Raw genomic sequence first — 18,641 nt, forward strand, 5'->3', positions numbered from 1 at the left:
GACAGGTGAATGGCATGGTCATGGTGGGAAGTTTTTTACAGCGCGTCGGGAACGGCCTCGGCCAGAAAATCGTACACCGCGCGGATGCGCTGGCTGGTGCGTATCTCGCGGTGCACCGTGAGCCAGATGGGCAGCTCGGGCAGCTTGAGCATGGGCAGCAGCGCCACCAGGTTCGGGTCTGTGCGGGCCATGTGGTCGGCCACGAAGCCGATGCCCAGGCCGTTGCGCACCACCTGCCAGTACGCCATGAGGTCATCGGTGCGCAGCGCGAAGTGCTGGCGCTCCACCGGGTAGCCCATGGCGGCAAAGCCGCGCGCGATGTCGCCATAGCGGTCGTTGCCTACCAGGTCGTGCTGCAGCAGGTCGGGCGGCTGGCGCGGCGTGCCCCGGCGGCGCAGGTAATCGCGGTGGGCGTACGTGCCCAGCGTGACCTTGCCGATGCGCTTGGCCACCAGGCTGGCCTGCGTGGGCTGCACCATGCGCAGGGCGATGTCGGCCTCGCGGCGCAGCAGGTTGGTGACCTCGTTGCTGGAGACCAGTTCCACCTGCACCTCGGGCAGTTCCAGGCGCATGCGCGCCAGCAGGGGTGGCAGCAGCATGCAGGCCACCGGCTGGCTGGCGGTGATGCGCACGGTGCCGCTGACCCCGGCCTCGCCGCCCGAGACGCTGCGTGCCAGCTGGTCGGCACCCGTCTCCATGGCGCGGGCCGATTCGGCCAGGCGCAGTGCGGTCGCCGTGGGCAGCAGGCCGCGTCCCGTGCGCTCGAACAGCACCACGCCGAGCTGGGCCTCCAGCTCGGCGATGTGGCGCCCGATGGTGGGCTGGCTCGCGTTCAGCACGCGCGCGGCGCCCAGCAGGCTGCCCTGGTCCAGGGCAGCCAGGAAGGATTGGATGAGGCTCCAGTCAAAGCGTTGTTTCATGGCCGGCACAGGTATTCATTTTTGCATTGCTGCTATCGACAGTTAGCCAATTGTGTAACGGCGGCCGCATTTCCACAATCGCTCCATTCCCTCTTTGTTCAGGAGCCCTGCCATGTCGATCGCTGCATCCACCGTTCTCATCCTCGGGGCCCGCGGGCGCCTGGGCCTTGCTGCCGCCCGCGCTTTCGCCCAGGCGGGCTGGCAGGTGCGTGCCCAGGTACGGCCGGGTGCCAGCGGCCCCGCTGTGCCTGGCGTGCAGTGGGTCGCCATCGCACCGCAGGACACTCCAGCCCTTGCCGCCGCCGCGCAGGGCGCGCAGGTGGTGGTGCATGCCATGAACCCGGCCTACACGCACAAGGCCTGGCGCAAGGAGGCGCCGATGCTGATGGACGCAGCCATCGAAGTCACCCGCACCCTGGGCGCCACGCTCATGCTGCCCGGCAGTGTCTACAACTATGGCCGTGCCATGCCGCCGGTGCTGCGCGAAGACACGCCGCAGACTGCGCTGGACTTCAAGGGACTGATGCGCATCCACCTGGAGCAGCGCCTGCAGGCCGCCACGCGCGATGGCACCATGCGCGCCGTGGTGCTGCGCGCAGGCGATTATTTCGGCAGTGGCGTGGGCAGCTGGCTGGACCAGTCCATCGCCAAGGACCTGCCCAAAGGCCGTGTCACCTGGCCCGGCCCGTTGGATATCAGCCGGCCCTGGGCCTATCTGCCTGACCTGGCCCGCACCCTGGTGCGAGTGGCCGATGCGCGCCACCGCCTGTCCGCGTTCGACACGCTGCATTTCGCCGGCCACCAGGTCACGGCGCACCAGTGGGTGCAGGTGCTCTCCGTGGTGGCGGCCGAGCAGGGCTGGGCAGCAGACGCCCAGGCCCTGCGCGTGGGCCGGTTGCCCTGGCCGCTGCTGCGCATGGCCGGCCTGGTGGTGCCCCATCTGGCGGCCCTGGCAGACATGCGCTACCTCTGGAGCACGCCGCACCGGCTGGACAACACGCGCCTCGCCGCGCTGATCGGCGAGGAGCCGCACACCCCTTTCGAGCAGGCGGTTCGCCGTGCGCTCCACGACCTGGGGCTGCTGGCCCCGGCCCTTCCCCAAGCCACCCTGGCATGAACCGCAAGGAGATTCTCACCATGCAACGCCGTACCTTCATCCGCCTGGCCGGCGGTGGCACTATCGCCGCCGCCATCGCCCCCCTGGCTGCCTGCAGCTCGGGTCCGCACTATCCGGCCCAGGCCGTGGAGGCTTGGCAAGGCCCGGTGGGCGAAACCGACCTGCGCCGCCGCGCCGTGGCCTATGCCATCACCGCGCCCAACCCGCACAACCTGCAGCCCTGGGTGGTGGACCTGCGCGAAGAGGGCGTGATCACCCTGCGCACCGACCGCGAGCGCGTGCTGCCCGAGACCGACCCGCTGGGCCGCCAGATCCTGATCGGCCACGGCGCCTTCCTGGAGCTGCTGGTGCTGGCACTGGCCCAGCAGGGCATGGCCAGCGAAGTCACGCTGTGGCCCCAGGGGCCGCTGCCGGCGCAACTGCGTGACTGGGATGATCGCCCCGTGGCCCGCGTGGTACTGCGGCCCGGCAGCGAGCCCGAGGTTTTGTTCACCCAGGTGCTGCGCCGCCGCACGCCCAAGGTGGATTTCGACCTGGCCCGGCCCGTGGCACCCGATCTGCTCAAGGCCTTGCTGGCCAGTGCGTCCCGGTCGGGCAGCCCGCAGGCGGGTGGAACGGTGGAGCCCGCCCGCCTGGACGCCTTGCGCGCGCTGTGCTGGCAGTCGGCCCAGGTGGAGCTGCGCACGCCGCGCACCATGATGGAAAGCATCCGCCTCACCCGTGTCGGCCCCTCCGAGATCCTGGAGCACCGCGACGGCATCTCGCTGAACACACCGTTCATACGCGCCGCAGCGGCGCTCGGCTTCTTCGACCGCTCCGCCCCGCCCGAGGAGGGCAGTGCAGGCTACAAGGGCGCGATGGACCGCTTCGAGGGCCACAGCCGCACGGCGATGGGCTTCGTGTGGCTGACGGGGGGCAACACCCGCGCCGACCAGATCGCGGCCGGCCGCGCCTACGTGCGCCTGCAGCTCAAGGCCACCGAGCTGGGCGTGGGCATGCACCCCATGAGCCAGGCCCTGCAGGAGTTTGCCGAGATGGCGCCGCACTACGAGCGTGCGCACCAGCTGGTGTTGGGGCGGGGCGCGCCCAAGGGCGCCGGCGAGCCTACGGTGCAGATGCTGTGCCGGCTGGGCTATCCGCAGGGCGAGGTACCTGCCACGCCACGCCGGCCGCTGGCGCGCCTGCTGCAGACTTGAACCGTGCCGGGGCTCAGGCCTGCGGGGCCACGTAGGCGATCAACCGGCCCATGCGGCGTATCCATTCCGAGGTCACGATGAACTGCGGTTTCTCGCGCTTCACGTAGGGCTCGATCTCGGGCGGGGTGTCGGCCGGGTAGGGAGAGGTGTCGTACACGTCGCCCACATGCCTGCTGCGGTAGGCCGTGCCGGTGTAGGGCGTGGTGGGGCCATCGCCGCGGTAGGTGTTGACGATCTCGGGCACTGCCGAGGTCCAGTAGTTCTTCGTCCCCAGCTCGGCCAGCAGCGTCTGCGCCTCGCTGTCGGGCACCACCGGGGTGGGCATGGCGGCGCCGGTGAACAGGTCCGGGAAGTCCACCTCGCGGATCGAGAAGTAGCGCGGCAAGGCGCGCGTGGCGCCCGTGGACTTGAGCGGCGAGCGCGCCACCATGTCGGCAATCGCCGTGTCGCCCATGCGGCTGAGCGACTGGTAGGTCGACTCGAGCCCGGCGATGTCGATGGGGCGGCCGGCCGAGTAGTGGCTGATGGTGTTGGTGTAGTCCTTGTCCGCGTAGTAGGCGCCGTTGTGGATGTTGGAGCCGTAGCGGTGCATGTACAGGCCGTCATTGGTGCCCAGCTCCACGAAGGTGGGATGGGTGCGCCCGCCGCCGAGCAGCGGATTGACCGTGGCCGCATCCGCCGGCAGCGGGCAGGACTTGAGCCAGGCAATCGCCTCCGGGATGCGGGCCAGGTACTTCTTGTCGCCGGTGAGCTGGAAGTAGTTGAACAGCTGGCGGATGTTGGTCTGCGTGGTGTGCGTGGCCAGCGAGCGTGGCTCGTAGCTGCGCGCGCCAGCGGGCGCACCGGCCGGCCGCCCGCCTGTGGGGCGCGAGAGGTGCTGCAGGCTCCAGCCGGCCTGGGGGCCGGGCTGCTGCATGAGGCGCATGCACTCCATGGCGCGCTGGATGTTGCCGATCAGGCGCGTCTCGCCCAGCGCCGTCACGCACAGCGTGAGGAACTTGATGTTCTCGCCCATCACGTCGTCGTTGAAGGTCACGTGCAGCGTGTAGTCGCCATCGGCCATGCCGACGCGAGCGCCCGGCGGCACCTGCTGCGGGTTGGGCAGCGGCATGCTGCTGATGGCCCCCGGGAAATGCGGAAAGCGCTGTGGCCAGCCGCCATCGGCAATGCCGTATTCGGGGCCGAACTGCGACTGCACCACGAAGTCGATGGCGCGCTGCAGCGGGCCGGAGAAGCGCGCGTCGCGCTTTTCCACGAACATGCGCAGCAGCAATTGTGACGCCACGGCCGTGCCGGCATCGTCGAAGGTGGCGTTGCCGTAGTAGTGCTGGAACTCCTCGAGCCGCCAGCCGTTCTTGCCGATGGTGTCGTACCAGCGCTTGAGCGAATCCTCGCCCGCGAAGTCGTGGATGTAGTTCCACCCGCCCGAGCGGTGCTGCGCCGCGACGATGGCCAGCGCGGTGCGCTCGGCCGCCTGGTAGTAGCGCTCATCGCCCGTGGCGTGGTAGGCGTCCAGGTACACGTGGCCGACGGAGGGCGTGCCGGGCGGCTGGATCCAGCACATGGTGCGGTAGGCCTCCATCTCGCCAAAGGTCTGCTTGAGGTCGGGGGAGTACGACCACACGTAGCCGCCCTGGTAGGACACCACCTCGTCCATGTACTGGGCTGCGCGCTTGAGGCCAGCGGCGGCTTCGGCTTGGGGGCCGGTCAGGGGTGGAGGCCCGGAGTCGCTGCCGCCGCAGGCTGACAGCAGCAGCGGGGTCAAGGTGGTGGCAATGGCAAAGTCTCTGCGCTTCATCGGTGTGTCTCCTCGAAGGTTGGGAACAGGGCTGGCGAGCACCTGGCGTGCTGCCGTCGCAGGCTGGCCCGTGGGGCTCTTGTCCTGCCGTTGCGGGGCATCCATGACAGATGATGTCGTACAACTTGGGCGTGATTCTCTGCAACGCGACCCGCTGGCGTGCTGGCGTTTACCCGAACTTCTTGTGTGCAGATGTTGCAGCAAAATGACTTGGCGGCGTCCGGATGGGGCGGGCGGATGTCTTTGCGGGCACCATTGAAAGCGAATTGGTTATATGACGTCATATGAATTGACGCAAAAAAGGCTGGCATTGAGACCTTGGGTTCGAGCGGCCCTGCACTACAACAAAGGAGGAGACCTGTGAACCGATGGACCCGATCCCGCATGGCATGGCTGGGCGCCCTGTGCATGGCCCTGCTGTGCGCCGAGGCCAGCCACGCGCAGGCACCCATGCGGCTGCGCGCCTGGAACATCCACCCCGATGGCTACCCGGTGACCGAGGCCATGAAGGGCTTTGCCGCCCAGGTGGCGCGGGCCACGCAGGGCCGCTACCAGATCGATGTGTTCTCGAACGCCACGCTGGGCGACCAGCCCAAGGCGGTGCAGATGCTCAAGAGCGGCGAGCTCGACATTGCCGAGTTCAGCTCCGCGCCGTTGTCCGACGCAGTACCCGGCATCAAGGTGCTGAACCTGCCGTTCCTGTTCACCGATTCGGCCCACATGTTCCGCCACCTCGATGGTGCGCTGGGGCAGCGCTTTGCCGCCAACCTGCAATCCGCCGGCTTCGTGGTGCTGGGCTGGTACGACGGGGGCGGGCGCTCCTTCTACTGCGCCAACCGCGCACTGGCCAGCATCCGCGATCTGGCGGGGGCGTCGATCCGCGTGCAGCAGTCCGAGGTGTTCATGGAGATGATCCGGCTGCTCGATGCCAAACCCGTGGCCCTGCCTTTCAAGGAAGTGCTGGGGGGCTTCCAGCAGGGTGCCATCGATTGTGCGGAGAACAACATGCCCTCGTACGAGTCCACCGGGCATTTCAAGGTGGCCAAGAGCGTGTACATGACCAACCATGTGATCTCTCCCGAGGCACTGATGGTGTCCAGCACACTGTGGGCCAGGCTCTCGCCCGAGGACCGCAAGGCCTTCTCGGACGCGGGCGCCCAGTCGGCCCTGCTGATGCGCGAGATGTGGAACAAGCGCGTGGCCCAGGCGCTGGAGAGCACGGCCAAACAGGGGGCGCAGTTCGTGCGGGTCAAGGACGTCTCCCCCTTCGTGCGGCGCATGGCGCCGCTGTACAGCAAGTACATGGCCGACCCGACCACGCGTGAAGAGCTGCTGACCATCATCTCCAAGTGATGGGCGCTGGCGCTGCGGGGCCCGGTGGCCGGGTCAGTGCATGAGGCGCCGCCGGCACAGGGCCACGAACTCCTGCACTGCACGCGACTGGGCCTGGCGCGGCTTGAAGGCCAGCAAGGCCCGGAAGAAGAGGCCGTCGGCGGCCAGGGGCACGCTGCGCAGGCCCAGGGGCGCATGCTCGGCGGCCACCAGCGGGTTGGTCACGGCCAGCCCTGCACCCGCCAGCACCAGCGCGCACTGTGTCGCGCTGTAGGGGGTCTCGATCACGAAGCGCGGGGCGATCCCTGCGGCGGCAAACAGCCTCTCCAGCCGCTGCTGGGCCGGGTCGGTGGCCGACAGACCGATCAGCGGAGCATCGCGCAGGTCCGCCAGCTCCAGGGTTGCCTTGCGCGCCAACGGGTGGGCGGCGGGCACGGCGCACACGGCAGGCAGTTCGTAGAACGTCGAGGACACCAGGCCGCTGGTGTCCGCCTCATCGCCCAGGAAGGCCAGGTCCACCGCGCCCTGGAACAGCGCCTCGCGCAGCAGCTTGGAGCTGTCGACCATCAGCAGGCAGCGGGTGCGCGGGTAGTGGCGCTGGAACCCGGCCAGCACCCCGGGCATGATGCTCGCGGCCAGGGCGTGCAGGCTGCCGATGCGCAGCACCTGGTCTTCCAGCGACTGCAGCGCCACGATCTTGCGCTGCACCGCCTCCAGCCCTTCGTACACACGCTCGACTTCTTCCATCAGCGCATGCGCCTCGGGTGTGGGCACCAGGCGGCCCTTGGGCCGGTCGAACAGCGTGAGTTGCGAGCGCAGCTCCAGCTGCTGCAGCAGCTGTGTCACGGCAGGCTGGCTCACGTGCAATGCTGCCGCCGCGCGGTTGGCCGAGCCCAGCCGCATCACCATGCGGAAGACCTCGATCTGGCGGGTGCTGGCCTCCTTGGTATCGTGCAATTGCGGGCTTTTCATATAAGTTTTGCTTAATGGAAACGGCTGCGGCATGGTACCGCGCCGGCCTGTGCCTGGCTACGATGCAGGCATGAATCCCGATGTCCCGTTCGGTGTGCAGTTGCACCACCCCTCTTCGACCCAGGCGCCCGCCTTGCGCGCCAACGCGTGGCTCCAGGGCCTGCGCTGCATCCACTGCGGGGCCCGCTACCCGGTGCAGGACATGCCCGCCGGCTGCCCTGTGTGTGCGGCACAAGGCACACCCGCCAGCCTGGAGGCGGCCTACAGCGACCGGCCCCGCATGCTGGTAGCAAGTAGTTCGGGTTATAGCTGGGGCGAGTGGCTGCCCTATACCCATGGGGTATCGCTGGGCGAGGGGAACACGCCTTGCCTGGCGCTGCCCCGGCTGGCCCGGTCGCTGGGCATCCGCGAACTGACGGCCAAGCACGAGGGCATGAACCCCACGGGTTCGCACAAGGACCGCATGTCGGCGCAGGCCGTGACCCGCGCGCTGGCGGTGGGGGCCTCCAAGGTGGTGCTGGCATCGAGCGGCAATGCGGCCGTGTCCGCTGCCGCTTACTGTGCGGCGGCGGGTCTGCCGTGCGAAATCGCCACCTACCGGGACATGCCGGAGTCCTTTGCCCGAGCGCTGGACCGCCTGGGTGCCCGCCGGGTTGCGTTCGACCAGGGGCTGGACCGCTGGACCCATGTGCGCCGGCAGGTACTGGACGAGGGGGCCTTTGCGCTCACCAACTTCAGCGTGCCGGCCGTGGGCAGCCCGGCCTTCGGCGTGGAAGGCTACCGCGCGGTGGCGCTCGAATGCGTGGCCGATGGGTGCGTGCCCGACCATGTGCTCGTACCCACGGCGCGTGGCGACCTGCTCTGGGGCCTGTTCAGCGGCCTGCGCGACCTGCTGGCCGCAGGGCTGATCACGCACATGCCGCGCCTGTGGGCCGTGGAGCCCTTTGCCCGGCTCAGCCAGGTGCTGGCCGGCGCACCGGCACAGGCCGATTTCAGCGGCAGCACTGCGCAGTTCTCCATTGCCGGCAGCACCGTCACCCTGCAGCAGCAGATCGCCGTGCAGCGCTCGGGCGGTGGCGCTGTCGTGGTGGGCGATGCAGATGCGGCCCGTGGCGTGGCCGAGCTCGGTGCCCAGGGCCTCTGGGTGGAATTGTGTGCAGGCGCCTGCGTGGCTGCGGCGGCACAGCTGCGCCGGCAGGGCCGCATTGCGCCAGAGGACCACGTGCTGCTGTTGCTCACCGCCAAGGGCGACCGAGACGCCTGATCGCTTTTTTCGTATCTCTTCGCCTGACCAAGGACCCTGCCATGACTTTCCTGCCTCGCCGCACCCTCTTGCTGGCCTGCGCCTGCCTCTTTGGCACCAGCGCCTTTGCCGCCTACCCCGACAAACCCGTTCGCCTCATCGTGCCGTGGGCACCCGGCGGCAGCACCGACGCGATTGCCCGCGCCATCGCCCAGCGCATGGGGGAGTCGCTGGGGCAGAGCGTTATCGTGGACAACCGCTCGGGCGCATCCGGGCGAATCGGCACCGAGGCCGCTGCCAAGGCGGCGCCCGATGGCTACACCATCGCCATCGTGGAGCTGCCGCATGCCATTGCGCCGGCCGTCACGGCCAAATTGCCTTACGACCTGCTCAAGGACTTCACGCCGATCTCGATGGTCGGCACCTCGCCGCTGCTGCTGTTCGTCAACGGCAGCAGGTACAAGGCTGGCGACATCAAGGGATTCCTGAAGGACGGGCGCGCCAGCGCCACGCCCGTTACCCTGGCCCACAGCGGCAATGGCTCCATCAGCCACCTCTCGTCCGAACTGCTGGCCGGGGCCAGTGGCCTCAAGGTCAACGCCATTCCCTACCGGGGCTCGGCCCCGGCGCTCACCGACGTGGCGGCCGAGCAGGTGGCGGGCCACTTCGCCACGCTGGCCAGCGGTGCATCGCTGCTCTCGGCGGGCAAGATCTCGGTGCTCATGACCACCGGGCCTGCGCGCTTGGCGTCCATGCCCCAGGTGCCTACGGCCCGCGAGGCAGGCCTGGCGGGCATGCAGTTCAACCAGTGGTGGGCCCTGGTGGCGCCGGCCACCACGCCCATCGAGGTGATCGAGCGCCTGCGCAAGGAGGCCATCGCCGCGCTGGAGCACCCTGCCACGCGCGAGCGGCTCACCACGCTGGGCATCGAGCTCAAGGGGTCCACCCGAGACGAGTTGCGCTCCTTCATGCGCGACGAGGTGGGCCACTGGGGCGCCGTGGTCCGCAAGACCGGGCTGCAGCCGGAGTGAACCGCAGCTACTGCGGGATTAGCCGGGCGGCGAGGGCACCAGGTACTCACGCACAAGGCTGCGCGCCCGGTGCAACCGGCTCTTGGCCGCTTCGCGCGTGGTGGAGAGGCGCTGGGCCATCTCCTCGATGGTGAGCTCCTCGAAGTCGCGCAGCAGCAGGGCGTCGCGGTACAGGGGCGGCAGCGAATCGATGGCCAGGGCCAGGTCGTGGCGCAGCTCGTGGTCGGGTCGGTGCGACCAGGCCAGCGCATCTTCCACCTGCGCCAGCGGCTCGCCCCTGAGCCAGGCCAGCGCCGGGCGCATGCACAGCCGCTGCACGATGCGCACCACCCAGCCGCCAAAGGCTGCCACCTCGCGCAGCGCGCCCACGCGGCGGTAGACGATGATCAGCGCCTCCTGCACCACATCATCGGTTGCGGTGGTGGCCGCGCAGTGGCGCAGCGCATAGCGGCGGATGTCGGGCCGCGCCAGTGCCAGCAGGCGCTCCATGGCCTCGGTGTCGCCCGCCCGCGCGGCGGGCAGGAGCTGCGCCAAGGTGTTCGAGGCAGTGCTCATTCCACCGGCTTTCTGCCCGCTATGGCGCAGGCTGGGCAGTAGCCGAACATGCCGGTCACGATGCCCATGGCGCCCGATGCCGCCAGCACCAGGCCCAGCGGTGTGGCACCCAGCCAGAAGAGGCTGGCGGCGATGAGGGCTACCCCGGCGACGACGCGCAGCAGGCTTTCGGGACGGGTGATGTTCTTGCGGTACAGCATGGCAAAGCTCCTTGGGGGTTGAAAGAGAAAGCGCCGGCACGGGGCGCCTTCCCTGACAAGAGCGGGCCTTGGGGCCAAAGGATTCATGCTGCGAGAAAAAAATTGTCAACCGAAGTGGTCGAACGAGGCGTAGCGGTGGTCCACCGGCCGGCCTTGCCCATCCACCAGCCGCAGGCCGGGTTCCGCCTCGATCCCCCCGATGCGTGCCACCGGTGTCTGGCTGGTCTGCGCAGCAGCCAGCACAGCCGCACGCTGCGATGGCGGTGCGGTGAAGGCCAGTTCGTAGTCGTCGCCACCGGCCAGGGTGCACTGGCGCAGCAGCTCGGTATCCGCCACGGTGCTGCCATGGGCCATCAGGGCGCCCGTGAGCGAGGTGTCGATGCGTGCCCCCACGCCGGATGCCTTGAGGATATGGGACAGGTCGCCCAGCAACCCGTCGCTCACATCCATCGCGCTGCTGGCCACGCCGCGCAGCGCCAGGCCCAGGGCCACGCGCGGCGTGGGCTGCTCCAGCCGCTGGCGCGCGGCGGCCAGCACCTCGGGTGCCAGCGTGGTGTGGCCCAGCAGCGCCTCCAGCGCCAGCCGGGCATCGCCCAGGGTGCCGCTCACATAGAGATCGTCGCCCGCGCGCGCGCCGCTGCGCAGCAGCGCCTGGCCGGCAGGCACTTCGCCAAACACCGTGATGCAGATATTGAGCGGACCCTGGGTGGTGTCACCACCGACCAGCTCGCAGCCATGGGTATCGGCCAGGGCCAGCAGCCCGCGCGAGAAGCCGGCCAGCCAAGCCTCGTCCACGCGTGGCAGCGCCAGCGCCAGCGTGAAGGCCAGGGGCCGGGCTCCGCAGGCCGCCAGGTCCGACAGGTTCACGGCCAGCGCCTTATGGCCCAGTGCCTCGGGCGCCACCTCGGCAAAGAAGTGGCGGCCCTCCACCAGCATGTCGCTGGAGACGGCCAGTTGCATGCCCGGCTCAGGTGCCAGCAGCGCGCAGTCGTCCCCCACGCCCAGCGCGGCGCGGTACACGGGCCGCGTGAAATAGCGTGCGATCAGATCGAATTCACCCATGGGTCGATTGTGGCGTGCCCCGTGTCCATTGGCACCGACAGCGTGACATATCTCTGCAACACACGGTGCCTAGAGTCACCGCTTCGTGCCCGGCTCGACCCAGAGCCAGCAGGCCTCTTGCAACTGCGCGGTGAAAACTGGCTTTCCCCCGCGCCTTCCCTTCACACCCCACCCGCACGCATGCGGAGGAAACGAGCATGACCACCGTCTACCACGCCCTGTCGACCAGCAACTTCACCCAGGATTGGACCGATACCGGGCTGATCACCGCCAATGACAACTGGGATGGCGTGCCCTCCGTCGTCGGCTACCTGGGTGACATCGATGCGGCCTCCACCACCCCCTATGCCGGTGGTGATCCGCAGACGGTGCTGGGCGCCAGCAGCGGTGCCGTGGACGTGATCGCCAATCAGACCAATCCCAGCACCAACACGTCGGGCGGGGTGGCGGAATTCCATCTCACCAACCCCGTTGTGGCATTGCAGGGCTCGGGCACGGCCGATGCCCCCGGCCTCGTGATCCACCTCGATGCCACGGGGCGCAAGGACATCGTTGTCAACTACAAGCTGCGCGACGTCGATGGCGCGGCAGACAACGCCATCCAGCCCGTGGCCCTGCAATACCGGTTGGGCAACAGTGGCAACTTCACCAATGTGCCTGCCGCTTACGTGGCCGATGCGTCCGAGGGCGGCACGGCGACCAAGGAAACCGCCGTGTCGGCCACCTTGCCGGCCGACGCCAACGGTGCTGCACAGATCCAGTTGCGCATCATCACCATCAATGCGGCCAGCAGCGACGAGTGGACCGGCATCGACGACATCGTGGTGAGTTCCACCGCGGCCGGCCCTGTCGGCCCCAGCCTGGCCTACAGCGGCTCCCTCAACGAATCCCAGGCCTTCGACGGCCACATGGCCCCAGGTGCCAAGATCACCATCACCCTGACGGGCGAGACCTTCACCGGCACCGACGGCGCCAGCCTGCTGTCGGCCGCCACCGTCAGCAACGTGCCTGCCGGCCTCACGGCGGTGCTCACCCGCACCAGCGCCACCACGGCCGAGCTGGGCTTTACCGGCACGGCCACCAGCCATGCCAATGCCAACGACGTCAGCAACCTCACGGTCACGTTCGCCGATGGCGCCTTCACCGGCGGCTCCGCTGCCGGTGTCGCGAACGCCACCCAGAACAGCCTGAAGGTCAATTTCGCCGACATGGGCGCGGCAGGCAGCGCGCAGACCTTCACGCCCAACGCGGGCACCACCCTCGGCAGCTCCGACGCATCGGCCGCGCTGGCGCTCGACGCCAACTGGATGGTGGTGGGCGACGATGAAGCCAGCGTGCTGCGTGTCTACGACCGTGCAGGCGGCGCTGCCGTCAAGGAGTGGAACTACGGCGCCGCACTGGGCAATGGCGGCGAGCTGGACCTGGAGGCCGGCACCCGCATCGGCGACACCTTCTATTTCACCGGCTCGCACAGCAACAACAAGAGCGGCGCGGAGCAGAACAACCGCGAATACATCCTGGCCGTGAAGATCGAGGGCACGGGCGCCGACACGCAATTCACCTACCTGGGCAAGCACAGCGGCCTGGAAGACCAGCTTGTGGCCTGGGACCAGGGCAACGTCCACGGCAAGGGCGCGAACTACTTTGGCTTCGCCGCCTCGTCGGTCGGGGTGATTCCCGAAAACGTCAACGGCTTCTCCATCGAGGGCATGACCGCCTCGCAGGACGGCAGCAAGCTCCTGGTGGCCTTCCGCGCGCCACAGACAGACGCCAACACGCGCGACAAGGCCGTGGTGCTGGCACTGGACGTGGCCGGGCTCGTCGACGCCACGGGTGGCAGCGCGCCCAACGTCAGTGCCGTGTTCGAACTCAACCTGGGCGGCCGTGGCATCCGCTCCATCGAGAAGGCCGGCGACGGCAGCTACCTGATCCTGGCCGGCCCCTCGGGCTCGGCCAGCACCGAGGTCACCCATGATTTCCGCCTGTTCCGCTGGGATGGCGTGAGCACCACACCCGCCGAGCTGGACGTGAACCTCGACGCCCTGCGTGACGGCACGGGCGGTAGTTTCGAGACCATCGTCGACGTGCAGAGCACGGCCCAGGGCACCCTGGTGCAGTTGCTGCAGGACAACGGCGACAGCACCTGGGGCGGTTCCACTGCGTCCAAGGACCTGCCTGCAGCGCAGCAGAAGTTCGTGGGCAACTGGGTGCAGATCGGCGCCAATGTCACCGACAGCACCGGCCCGGCGCTGGCCAGCAGCACGCCTGCCGACGATGCCGCCAACTTTGGCAAGGGTGCCGACATCGTGCTGCGCTTCAACGAGGGCGTGGCGCGCGGCACGGGCGATTTTGTGATCAAGAAGGTCAGCGACAACAGCGTGGTCGCGACCATCGCCGTGACCGACACCAGCAAGGTCACCGTGGCCTTCAACACGGTGACCATCAACCCGGCGAGCGACCTGGACGTGGGCACGGCCTACTACGTCGAAGCGGCTGCCGGCACCCTCAAGGACCATTACGGCAACAACTGGGCCGGCCTGTCGGTCAACGCGGCGCTGAATTTCACCACCTCGGCCGCGCCCCTGCCCAAGCTGCTGATCACCGAGGTCAATTCCAACGCCACCCCCGGCGACTTCTTCGAGCTGTACAACTACGGCTCCACGGAGATCGACCTCACCGGCTGGAAATGGACCGATTCCTCAGGCGTTGTCGGCTCGATGGGAAGCTTTGCCAGCGGCACCAAGATCGCGGCCGGTGGCAAGCTGGTGGTGGCCGGTGAAACCACGGATCCCACCGCCCTGAAGACGGCCTGGGGCCTGGATGCCGGCACGAATGTCGTCGCCGTCGGCGGCCCCGGGCTGGGCAAGGGCGATGGCGTGGTCATCCTCAACGACAGCGGCCAGGTGGCGACCGCCATCAACTATGGTGGCGCTGCCTTCACCAATGGCGGCACCACGGTGAACCCGCTGGCCAAAAGCAGCGGCGGGGTGGTCAGCGTGACGGAGCATGCGGGCCTTGCCGTGGGCGGTACGGCCACCGCGTCTGCGGTGTGGGATGGCCTGTCCACCACCAACCCGACCTACAAGGCGGCCGTGGTGGGCGAGCTGGGTGCGTTTGCGCAGACCGGTACCCCTGCCAATATCGGCTCCCCCGGAACGCTGGTGGTAGCGCAGCCCAAGCTGCTGATCACCGAGGTCAATTCCAACGCCACGCCGGGCGACTTCTTCGAGCTGTACAACTACGGCACCACGGAGATCGACCTTTCCGGCTGGAAGTGGACCGACTCCGCTGCCGACCCCGCCAAGCTCGGTACGTTTGCGGCGGGCACCAAGATCGCAGCCGGCGGCAAGCTGGTGGTGGCCGGTGAAGTCACCGACCCCACCGCCCTGAAGGCAGCCTGGGGGCTCGACGCCAACACCAGCGTTGTGGCCGTGGGCGGCCCCGGCCTGGGCAAGGGCGATGGCGTGGTGATCCTCGACGCCAACGGCCAGGTGGCAACGGCCATCAACTACGGCGGCACGGCCTTCACCAATGGCAGCACGGTGGTGGCGCCCATGGCCAAGACCGGTGGCGGGGCGGTGACCGGCTCCGAGCATGCGGGAGTGGCCTTTGGCGGCACGGCCACCACCTCGGCCGTGTGGGATGGCCTGTCCACCACCAACCCGACCTACAAGGCCGCCGTGGTCGGCCAGCTGGGCGCGTTTGCGCAGACCGGCACCCCGGCCAACATCGGCTCGCCCGGCCTGACCAGCGCCCCGGCCATTCCACCGGGCGTCGCCCCCAGCTACACGCAGACGTTCGAGAACGCGGCAGGCTTCAACGAGTTCACGGTGTTCAGCAAGGATGCCGATGCGGCCAGCAGCTGGTACTACAGCACGGCCACCAAGACCGCCGAAGTCAACGGCTTCGGTGACACCGCCAATGCCAACGACTGGCTGGTCTCCAAGGCCTTCAACCTCGACGGCACGAGCGCCGAGTTCCTGAGCTTCAACACCTGGACGCGCTTTGCCGACACCGGCATCGCCGACCCCGAAGTCAAGCTCTATTACTCCACCAACTACAGCGGCTCGGGCGACCCCACGGCCGCCACCTGGACGCAGCTGTCCTATACCCACTCCCCGGCAGACAGCCAGGTGACCACGCCCTCGGGCCTGATCGACCTGTCGGCCATCCAGGGCAGCAACGTCCACTTCGGCTTCCAGTACCAGGCCTCTGGCACGGCGAGCAACAGCTCCTCGAGCTGGCGCGTGGACGACTTCAAGCTGGAGAGCTTCACGGGCCCGGTGGTGTCCATCGCCGCCACCAGCGCCGACAAGCCCGAAGGCAACAGCGGCACGACCGAGTACACCTTCACCGTGACGCGTGCGGGCGATGCCTCGGCCGCTGCCTCGGTGCAATGGGCCGTGGCGGGCTCGGGCGGCTCGCCCGTGGCGGCCGATGACTTCGTGGGCGGTGCGCTGCCCTCGGGCACCGTGGCCTTTGCGGCCGGCGAGACCAGCAAGACCCTCACCATCGGCGTGCAAGGCGACACCAGCCTTGAGCAGGACGAGGCCTTCACCGTCACGCTGTCGGGCGCGTCCGTCGGCACCACCATCATCGGTGGCGGCACCGCACAAGGACTGGTTCGCACCGACGAAGCGCCGATCACCAGGATCCATGAGATCCAGGGCAGCAACGACACCGCACTGCTCATGGGCAACGCGGTCACCATCGAAGGCATCGTGACGGGCTACGCACCCAACCTGCAGGGCTTCTATGTGCAGGAAGAGACGGCCGACCAGGATGGCAATGCCAGCACCTCCGAAGGCATTTTCGTCTACTACGGCGGCGCGCCCATCGCCGGCCTGGACGCGAACAGCGTGGGCGACAAGGTCCGCATCAAGGGTACGGTGGCCGACTTCAAGGGCCAGACCCAGCTGACGGGCCTGTCGGGCTTCACGCTGGTGCAGGACAACGCCGGCCTGCCCGCTGCCACCGCGGTGACTTTGCCCGTGGCCAGCGCCATCCAATGGGAGGCATATGAAGGCATGCTGGTGACCGTGCAGTCCGGCACGGCTGGCGGCCAACTGGTGGTCACCGACAACTACAACCTGGGCCAGTACGGCCAGGTCACGCTGACCTCGGATGCCATCCAGGGGCAGTACACCGAGCACAACGCGCCCAGCATCAGTGGCAACACCGACTACCTGGCCGATCTCAAGAAGGACCAGATCATCCTGGATGACCTGAGCAGCACGCAGAACCCCACGAGCCACCTCGGCCGCGGCGGCCAGCCGCTGTCGGCCAGCAACACGTTGCGCGCGGGCGATGGTGTGGCAAGCGTGACCGGCATCGTGGACCAACTGGTGGACGCGGCGGCGGCCCCGCACGAAACCAGCTACCGCATACAGCCCACGCAGGCCGTGAACTTCACGGGCGATGCACGCCCCACCGCCGCTGACATCCCGGCCAGCATCCGCAACGCCGAGATCAAGGTCGGTTCTGCCAATGTGCTCAACTACTTCACCACGCTGGGCACCGGCAGCTTCACCACGCCCGACGGCGTGGCCCAGTCCGGCCGTGGCGCCACCAACCCCGCCGAGCTGGCGCGCCAGCAGGCCAAGGTGGTCGAGAACCTGGTGGGCATGGATGCCGATGTGCTGGGCCTGATGGAAGTGCAGAACAACGGCTTTGGCGACGGCACCAGTGCCTTCGATTCGCTGGTGGACGCCCTCAACGCCAAGGCCGGTGCCGGCACCTATGCCTACATCAAGGCGCCGTACAACAACGGCGCGGCCCCGGGCGATGCGGCGACCGCAGGCACGGACGCCATCATGGTGGCCATCCTCTACAAGCCCGCCAAGGTTACCCCCGTGGGCCAGGCCGCCGTGGCCGATCCGACGGTGTACACCGCCTTCTCGGCGGCCTTTGGCAGTCGCGTGCCGGTGGCGCAGACCTTCAAATCGAATGCCGACAACGAGGAGTTCACCGTGGTGGTGAACCACTTCAAGTCCAAGGGCAGCGTGAACGACCCGGACATCGGCGACGGCCAGGGCGCCAATAACCTGGCGCGCGTGAAGGCCGCCGAAGACCTGTCGGCCTGGCTGGCCACCAAGCCCACTGGCACCACCGACAGCGACGTGCTGCTGGTCGGCGACTTCAACGCCTACGGCAAGGAAGACCCGATCACCAAGCTCGCCGCCAACGGCTACAGCAAGGTGTCCACGGGCAACTCCTACTCGTTCGACGGCCTGTGGGGATCGCTCGACCATGCGCTGGCCAGCGGCAGCCTGGCGGGCCAGGTGAGCGGCACCTACAAGTGGGGCATCAATGCCGAAGAGCCCGCCGTGCTCGACTACAACATGGAGAACAAGAACGACGCGCAGGACGCGAGCTATTTCAATGCCGACCCCTACCGCTCCAGCGACCACAACCCGATCCTGATCGGTCTGAACCTCAGCAGCACGCCTGCGGCCGGCGGCGGTGGTGGTGGCACGCCCACCACGCCGACCATCCCTGTCATTCCCCCCACGGCGCCTGGCGCGCCCGCCACGTTGCAGGGCTCCGGCGGCAACGACACCATCGTCGTGCCCGACCTGCCCCTGACCCGTGTGGTCACGGGTGGCGGCGCCGACACGGTGACGGGTGGCGGTGGCGTGGACACGGTCGTGGTCTCGGCCACGCTGGCCGATGTATTGCGCCTGGGCATCAGCCAGGACAGCAGCGGCAAGGTGGTGATCAACACCCCCACGGGCCCTGTCACCCTGAGCGGCGTAGAACGCGTGGAGCTGCAGGGCAGCCTGTTTGCCTTCGACGTGGCGCTGCCCTCGGCGACCAGCGAGGGCGGCAAGACCGGCCAGATGCTGGCCCTGGCCTACACCATCTTCGGCCAGAAGCCGGACACCGCCGCCCTGAGCCAGTGGGTGCACAAGGCCGACAGCATGACGGGCCTGGACGCGCTGGCCCAGTCCTTCATCGATATGCTCGCCCCCGGCATCGGCAACGATGGTCTGGTGAACTTCCTCTTCGAGCGTGTTACGGGCGTGGCCCCCACGGCCCAGCAGGTGCAGGAGTTCTCGTCGATGATCGGCCCCGGCAAGGCCTATGCCACGCAAGGCGCCTTCCTGGCGGCGGTGGCCAAGCTGCCGATCGCCACGGAGGGCCTGGCCGAGCTGGTGGGCGTGATCCAGCCGCTGGACGCTGCCGTGTTTCTGTGACCAGAGCGCGCCCTGGCCG

General features: G+C 68.5%; 12 protein-coding genes. 6 read left to right on the forward strand and 6 right to left on the reverse strand.

Annotated elements, in window-relative coordinates; all coding sequences use genetic code 11:
• Nucleotides 1–35: 35 nt before the first annotated feature.
• Entirely contained in the window at nt 36–920 is an 885-nt protein-coding gene (locus ASE28_RS22240; protein ID WP_057203906.1) for a LysR family transcriptional regulator, read from the reverse strand.
• A 112-nt stretch (nt 921–1,032) separates the two neighbouring features.
• On the opposite strand from ASE28_RS22240, the gene ASE28_RS22245 reads away from it, so the two are divergent.
• Together ASE28_RS22245 and ASE28_RS22250 are read left to right on the forward strand one after the other, a co-directional pair.
• Nucleotides 1,033–2,037: an NAD-dependent epimerase/dehydratase family protein gene (locus tag ASE28_RS22245; protein ID WP_057268516.1), complete on the forward strand. Its 1,005-nt coding sequence runs from the start codon at nt 1,033–1,035 to the stop codon at nt 2,035–2,037.
• Nucleotides 2,038–2,057: 20 nt separating this feature from the next.
• Nucleotides 2,058–3,233, forward strand: coding sequence for a hypothetical protein (locus tag ASE28_RS22250; protein ID WP_057268676.1), 1,176 nt, complete (start codon nt 2,058–2,060; stop codon nt 3,231–3,233).
• A 13-nt stretch (nt 3,234–3,246) separates the two neighbouring features.
• On the opposite strand, the gene ASE28_RS22255 is transcribed toward ASE28_RS22250, so the two are convergent.
• Complete coding sequence (locus ASE28_RS22255; protein WP_057268517.1) at nt 3,247–5,031, reverse strand: pectate lyase; 1,785 nt, start codon at nt 5,029–5,031, stop codon at nt 3,247–3,249.
• Between the two features lie 408 nt (nt 5,032–5,439).
• On the opposite strand from ASE28_RS22255, the gene ASE28_RS22260 reads away from it, so the two are divergent.
• On the forward strand, nt 5,440–6,384 hold the full coding sequence (locus tag ASE28_RS22260) for a TRAP transporter substrate-binding protein (protein WP_057268677.1): 945 nt from the start codon (nt 5,440–5,442) through the stop codon (nt 6,382–6,384).
• A 33-nt stretch (nt 6,385–6,417) separates the two neighbouring features.
• Here ASE28_RS22260 and ASE28_RS22265 read toward each other — a convergent pair whose 3' ends face one another.
• The gene (locus ASE28_RS22265; protein WP_057268518.1) at nt 6,418–7,335 is read right to left on the reverse strand and encodes a LysR substrate-binding domain-containing protein; all 918 of its coding nucleotides are present in this window, start codon (nt 7,333–7,335) and stop codon (nt 6,418–6,420) included.
• A gap of 70 nt (nt 7,336–7,405) precedes the next feature.
• On the opposite strand from ASE28_RS22265, the gene ASE28_RS22270 reads away from it, so the two are divergent.
• Nucleotides 7,406–8,599, forward strand: coding sequence for a pyridoxal-phosphate dependent enzyme (locus ASE28_RS22270; RefSeq protein ID WP_082608212.1), 1,194 nt, complete (start codon nt 7,406–7,408; stop codon nt 8,597–8,599).
• A 41-nt stretch (nt 8,600–8,640) separates the two neighbouring features.
• Nucleotides 8,641–9,609 carry a tripartite tricarboxylate transporter substrate binding protein gene (locus tag ASE28_RS22275; RefSeq protein WP_057268519.1) on the forward strand — a complete coding sequence of 323 codons (969 nt, stop codon included), beginning with the start codon at nt 8,641–8,643 and terminating at the stop codon, nt 9,607–9,609.
• Between the two features lie 18 nt (nt 9,610–9,627).
• On the opposite strand, the gene ASE28_RS22280 is transcribed toward ASE28_RS22275, so the two are convergent.
• From ASE28_RS22280 to thiL, 3 genes are all read right to left on the reverse strand, one after another.
• On the reverse strand, nt 9,628–10,164 hold the full coding sequence (locus tag ASE28_RS22280; RefSeq protein WP_057268520.1) for an RNA polymerase sigma factor: 537 nt from the start codon (nt 10,162–10,164) through the stop codon (nt 9,628–9,630).
• Complete coding sequence (locus ASE28_RS22285) at nt 10,161–10,364, reverse strand: DUF2892 domain-containing protein (protein ID WP_057268521.1); 204 nt, start codon at nt 10,362–10,364, stop codon at nt 10,161–10,163. Before ASE28_RS22285 ends, ASE28_RS22280 begins: the two co-directional genes overlap by 4 nt.
• A gap of 105 nt (nt 10,365–10,469) precedes the next feature.
• On the reverse strand, nt 10,470–11,426 hold the full coding sequence (gene thiL, locus ASE28_RS22290) for a thiamine-phosphate kinase (protein ID WP_057268522.1): 957 nt from the start codon (nt 11,424–11,426) through the stop codon (nt 10,470–10,472).
• A gap of 197 nt (nt 11,427–11,623) precedes the next feature.
• Here thiL and ASE28_RS22295 point away from each other — a divergent pair, with 197 nt between their 5' ends.
• Complete coding sequence (locus tag ASE28_RS22295; protein ID WP_057268523.1) at nt 11,624–18,622, forward strand: ExeM/NucH family extracellular endonuclease; 6,999 nt, start codon at nt 11,624–11,626, stop codon at nt 18,620–18,622.
• Nucleotides 18,623–18,641 lie beyond the last annotated feature (19 nt).

Origin of the sequence: Acidovorax sp. Root219 (assembly GCF_001428665.1) — a bacterium.
Lineage (GTDB): Bacteria > Pseudomonadota > Gammaproteobacteria > Burkholderiales > Burkholderiaceae_C > Acidovorax.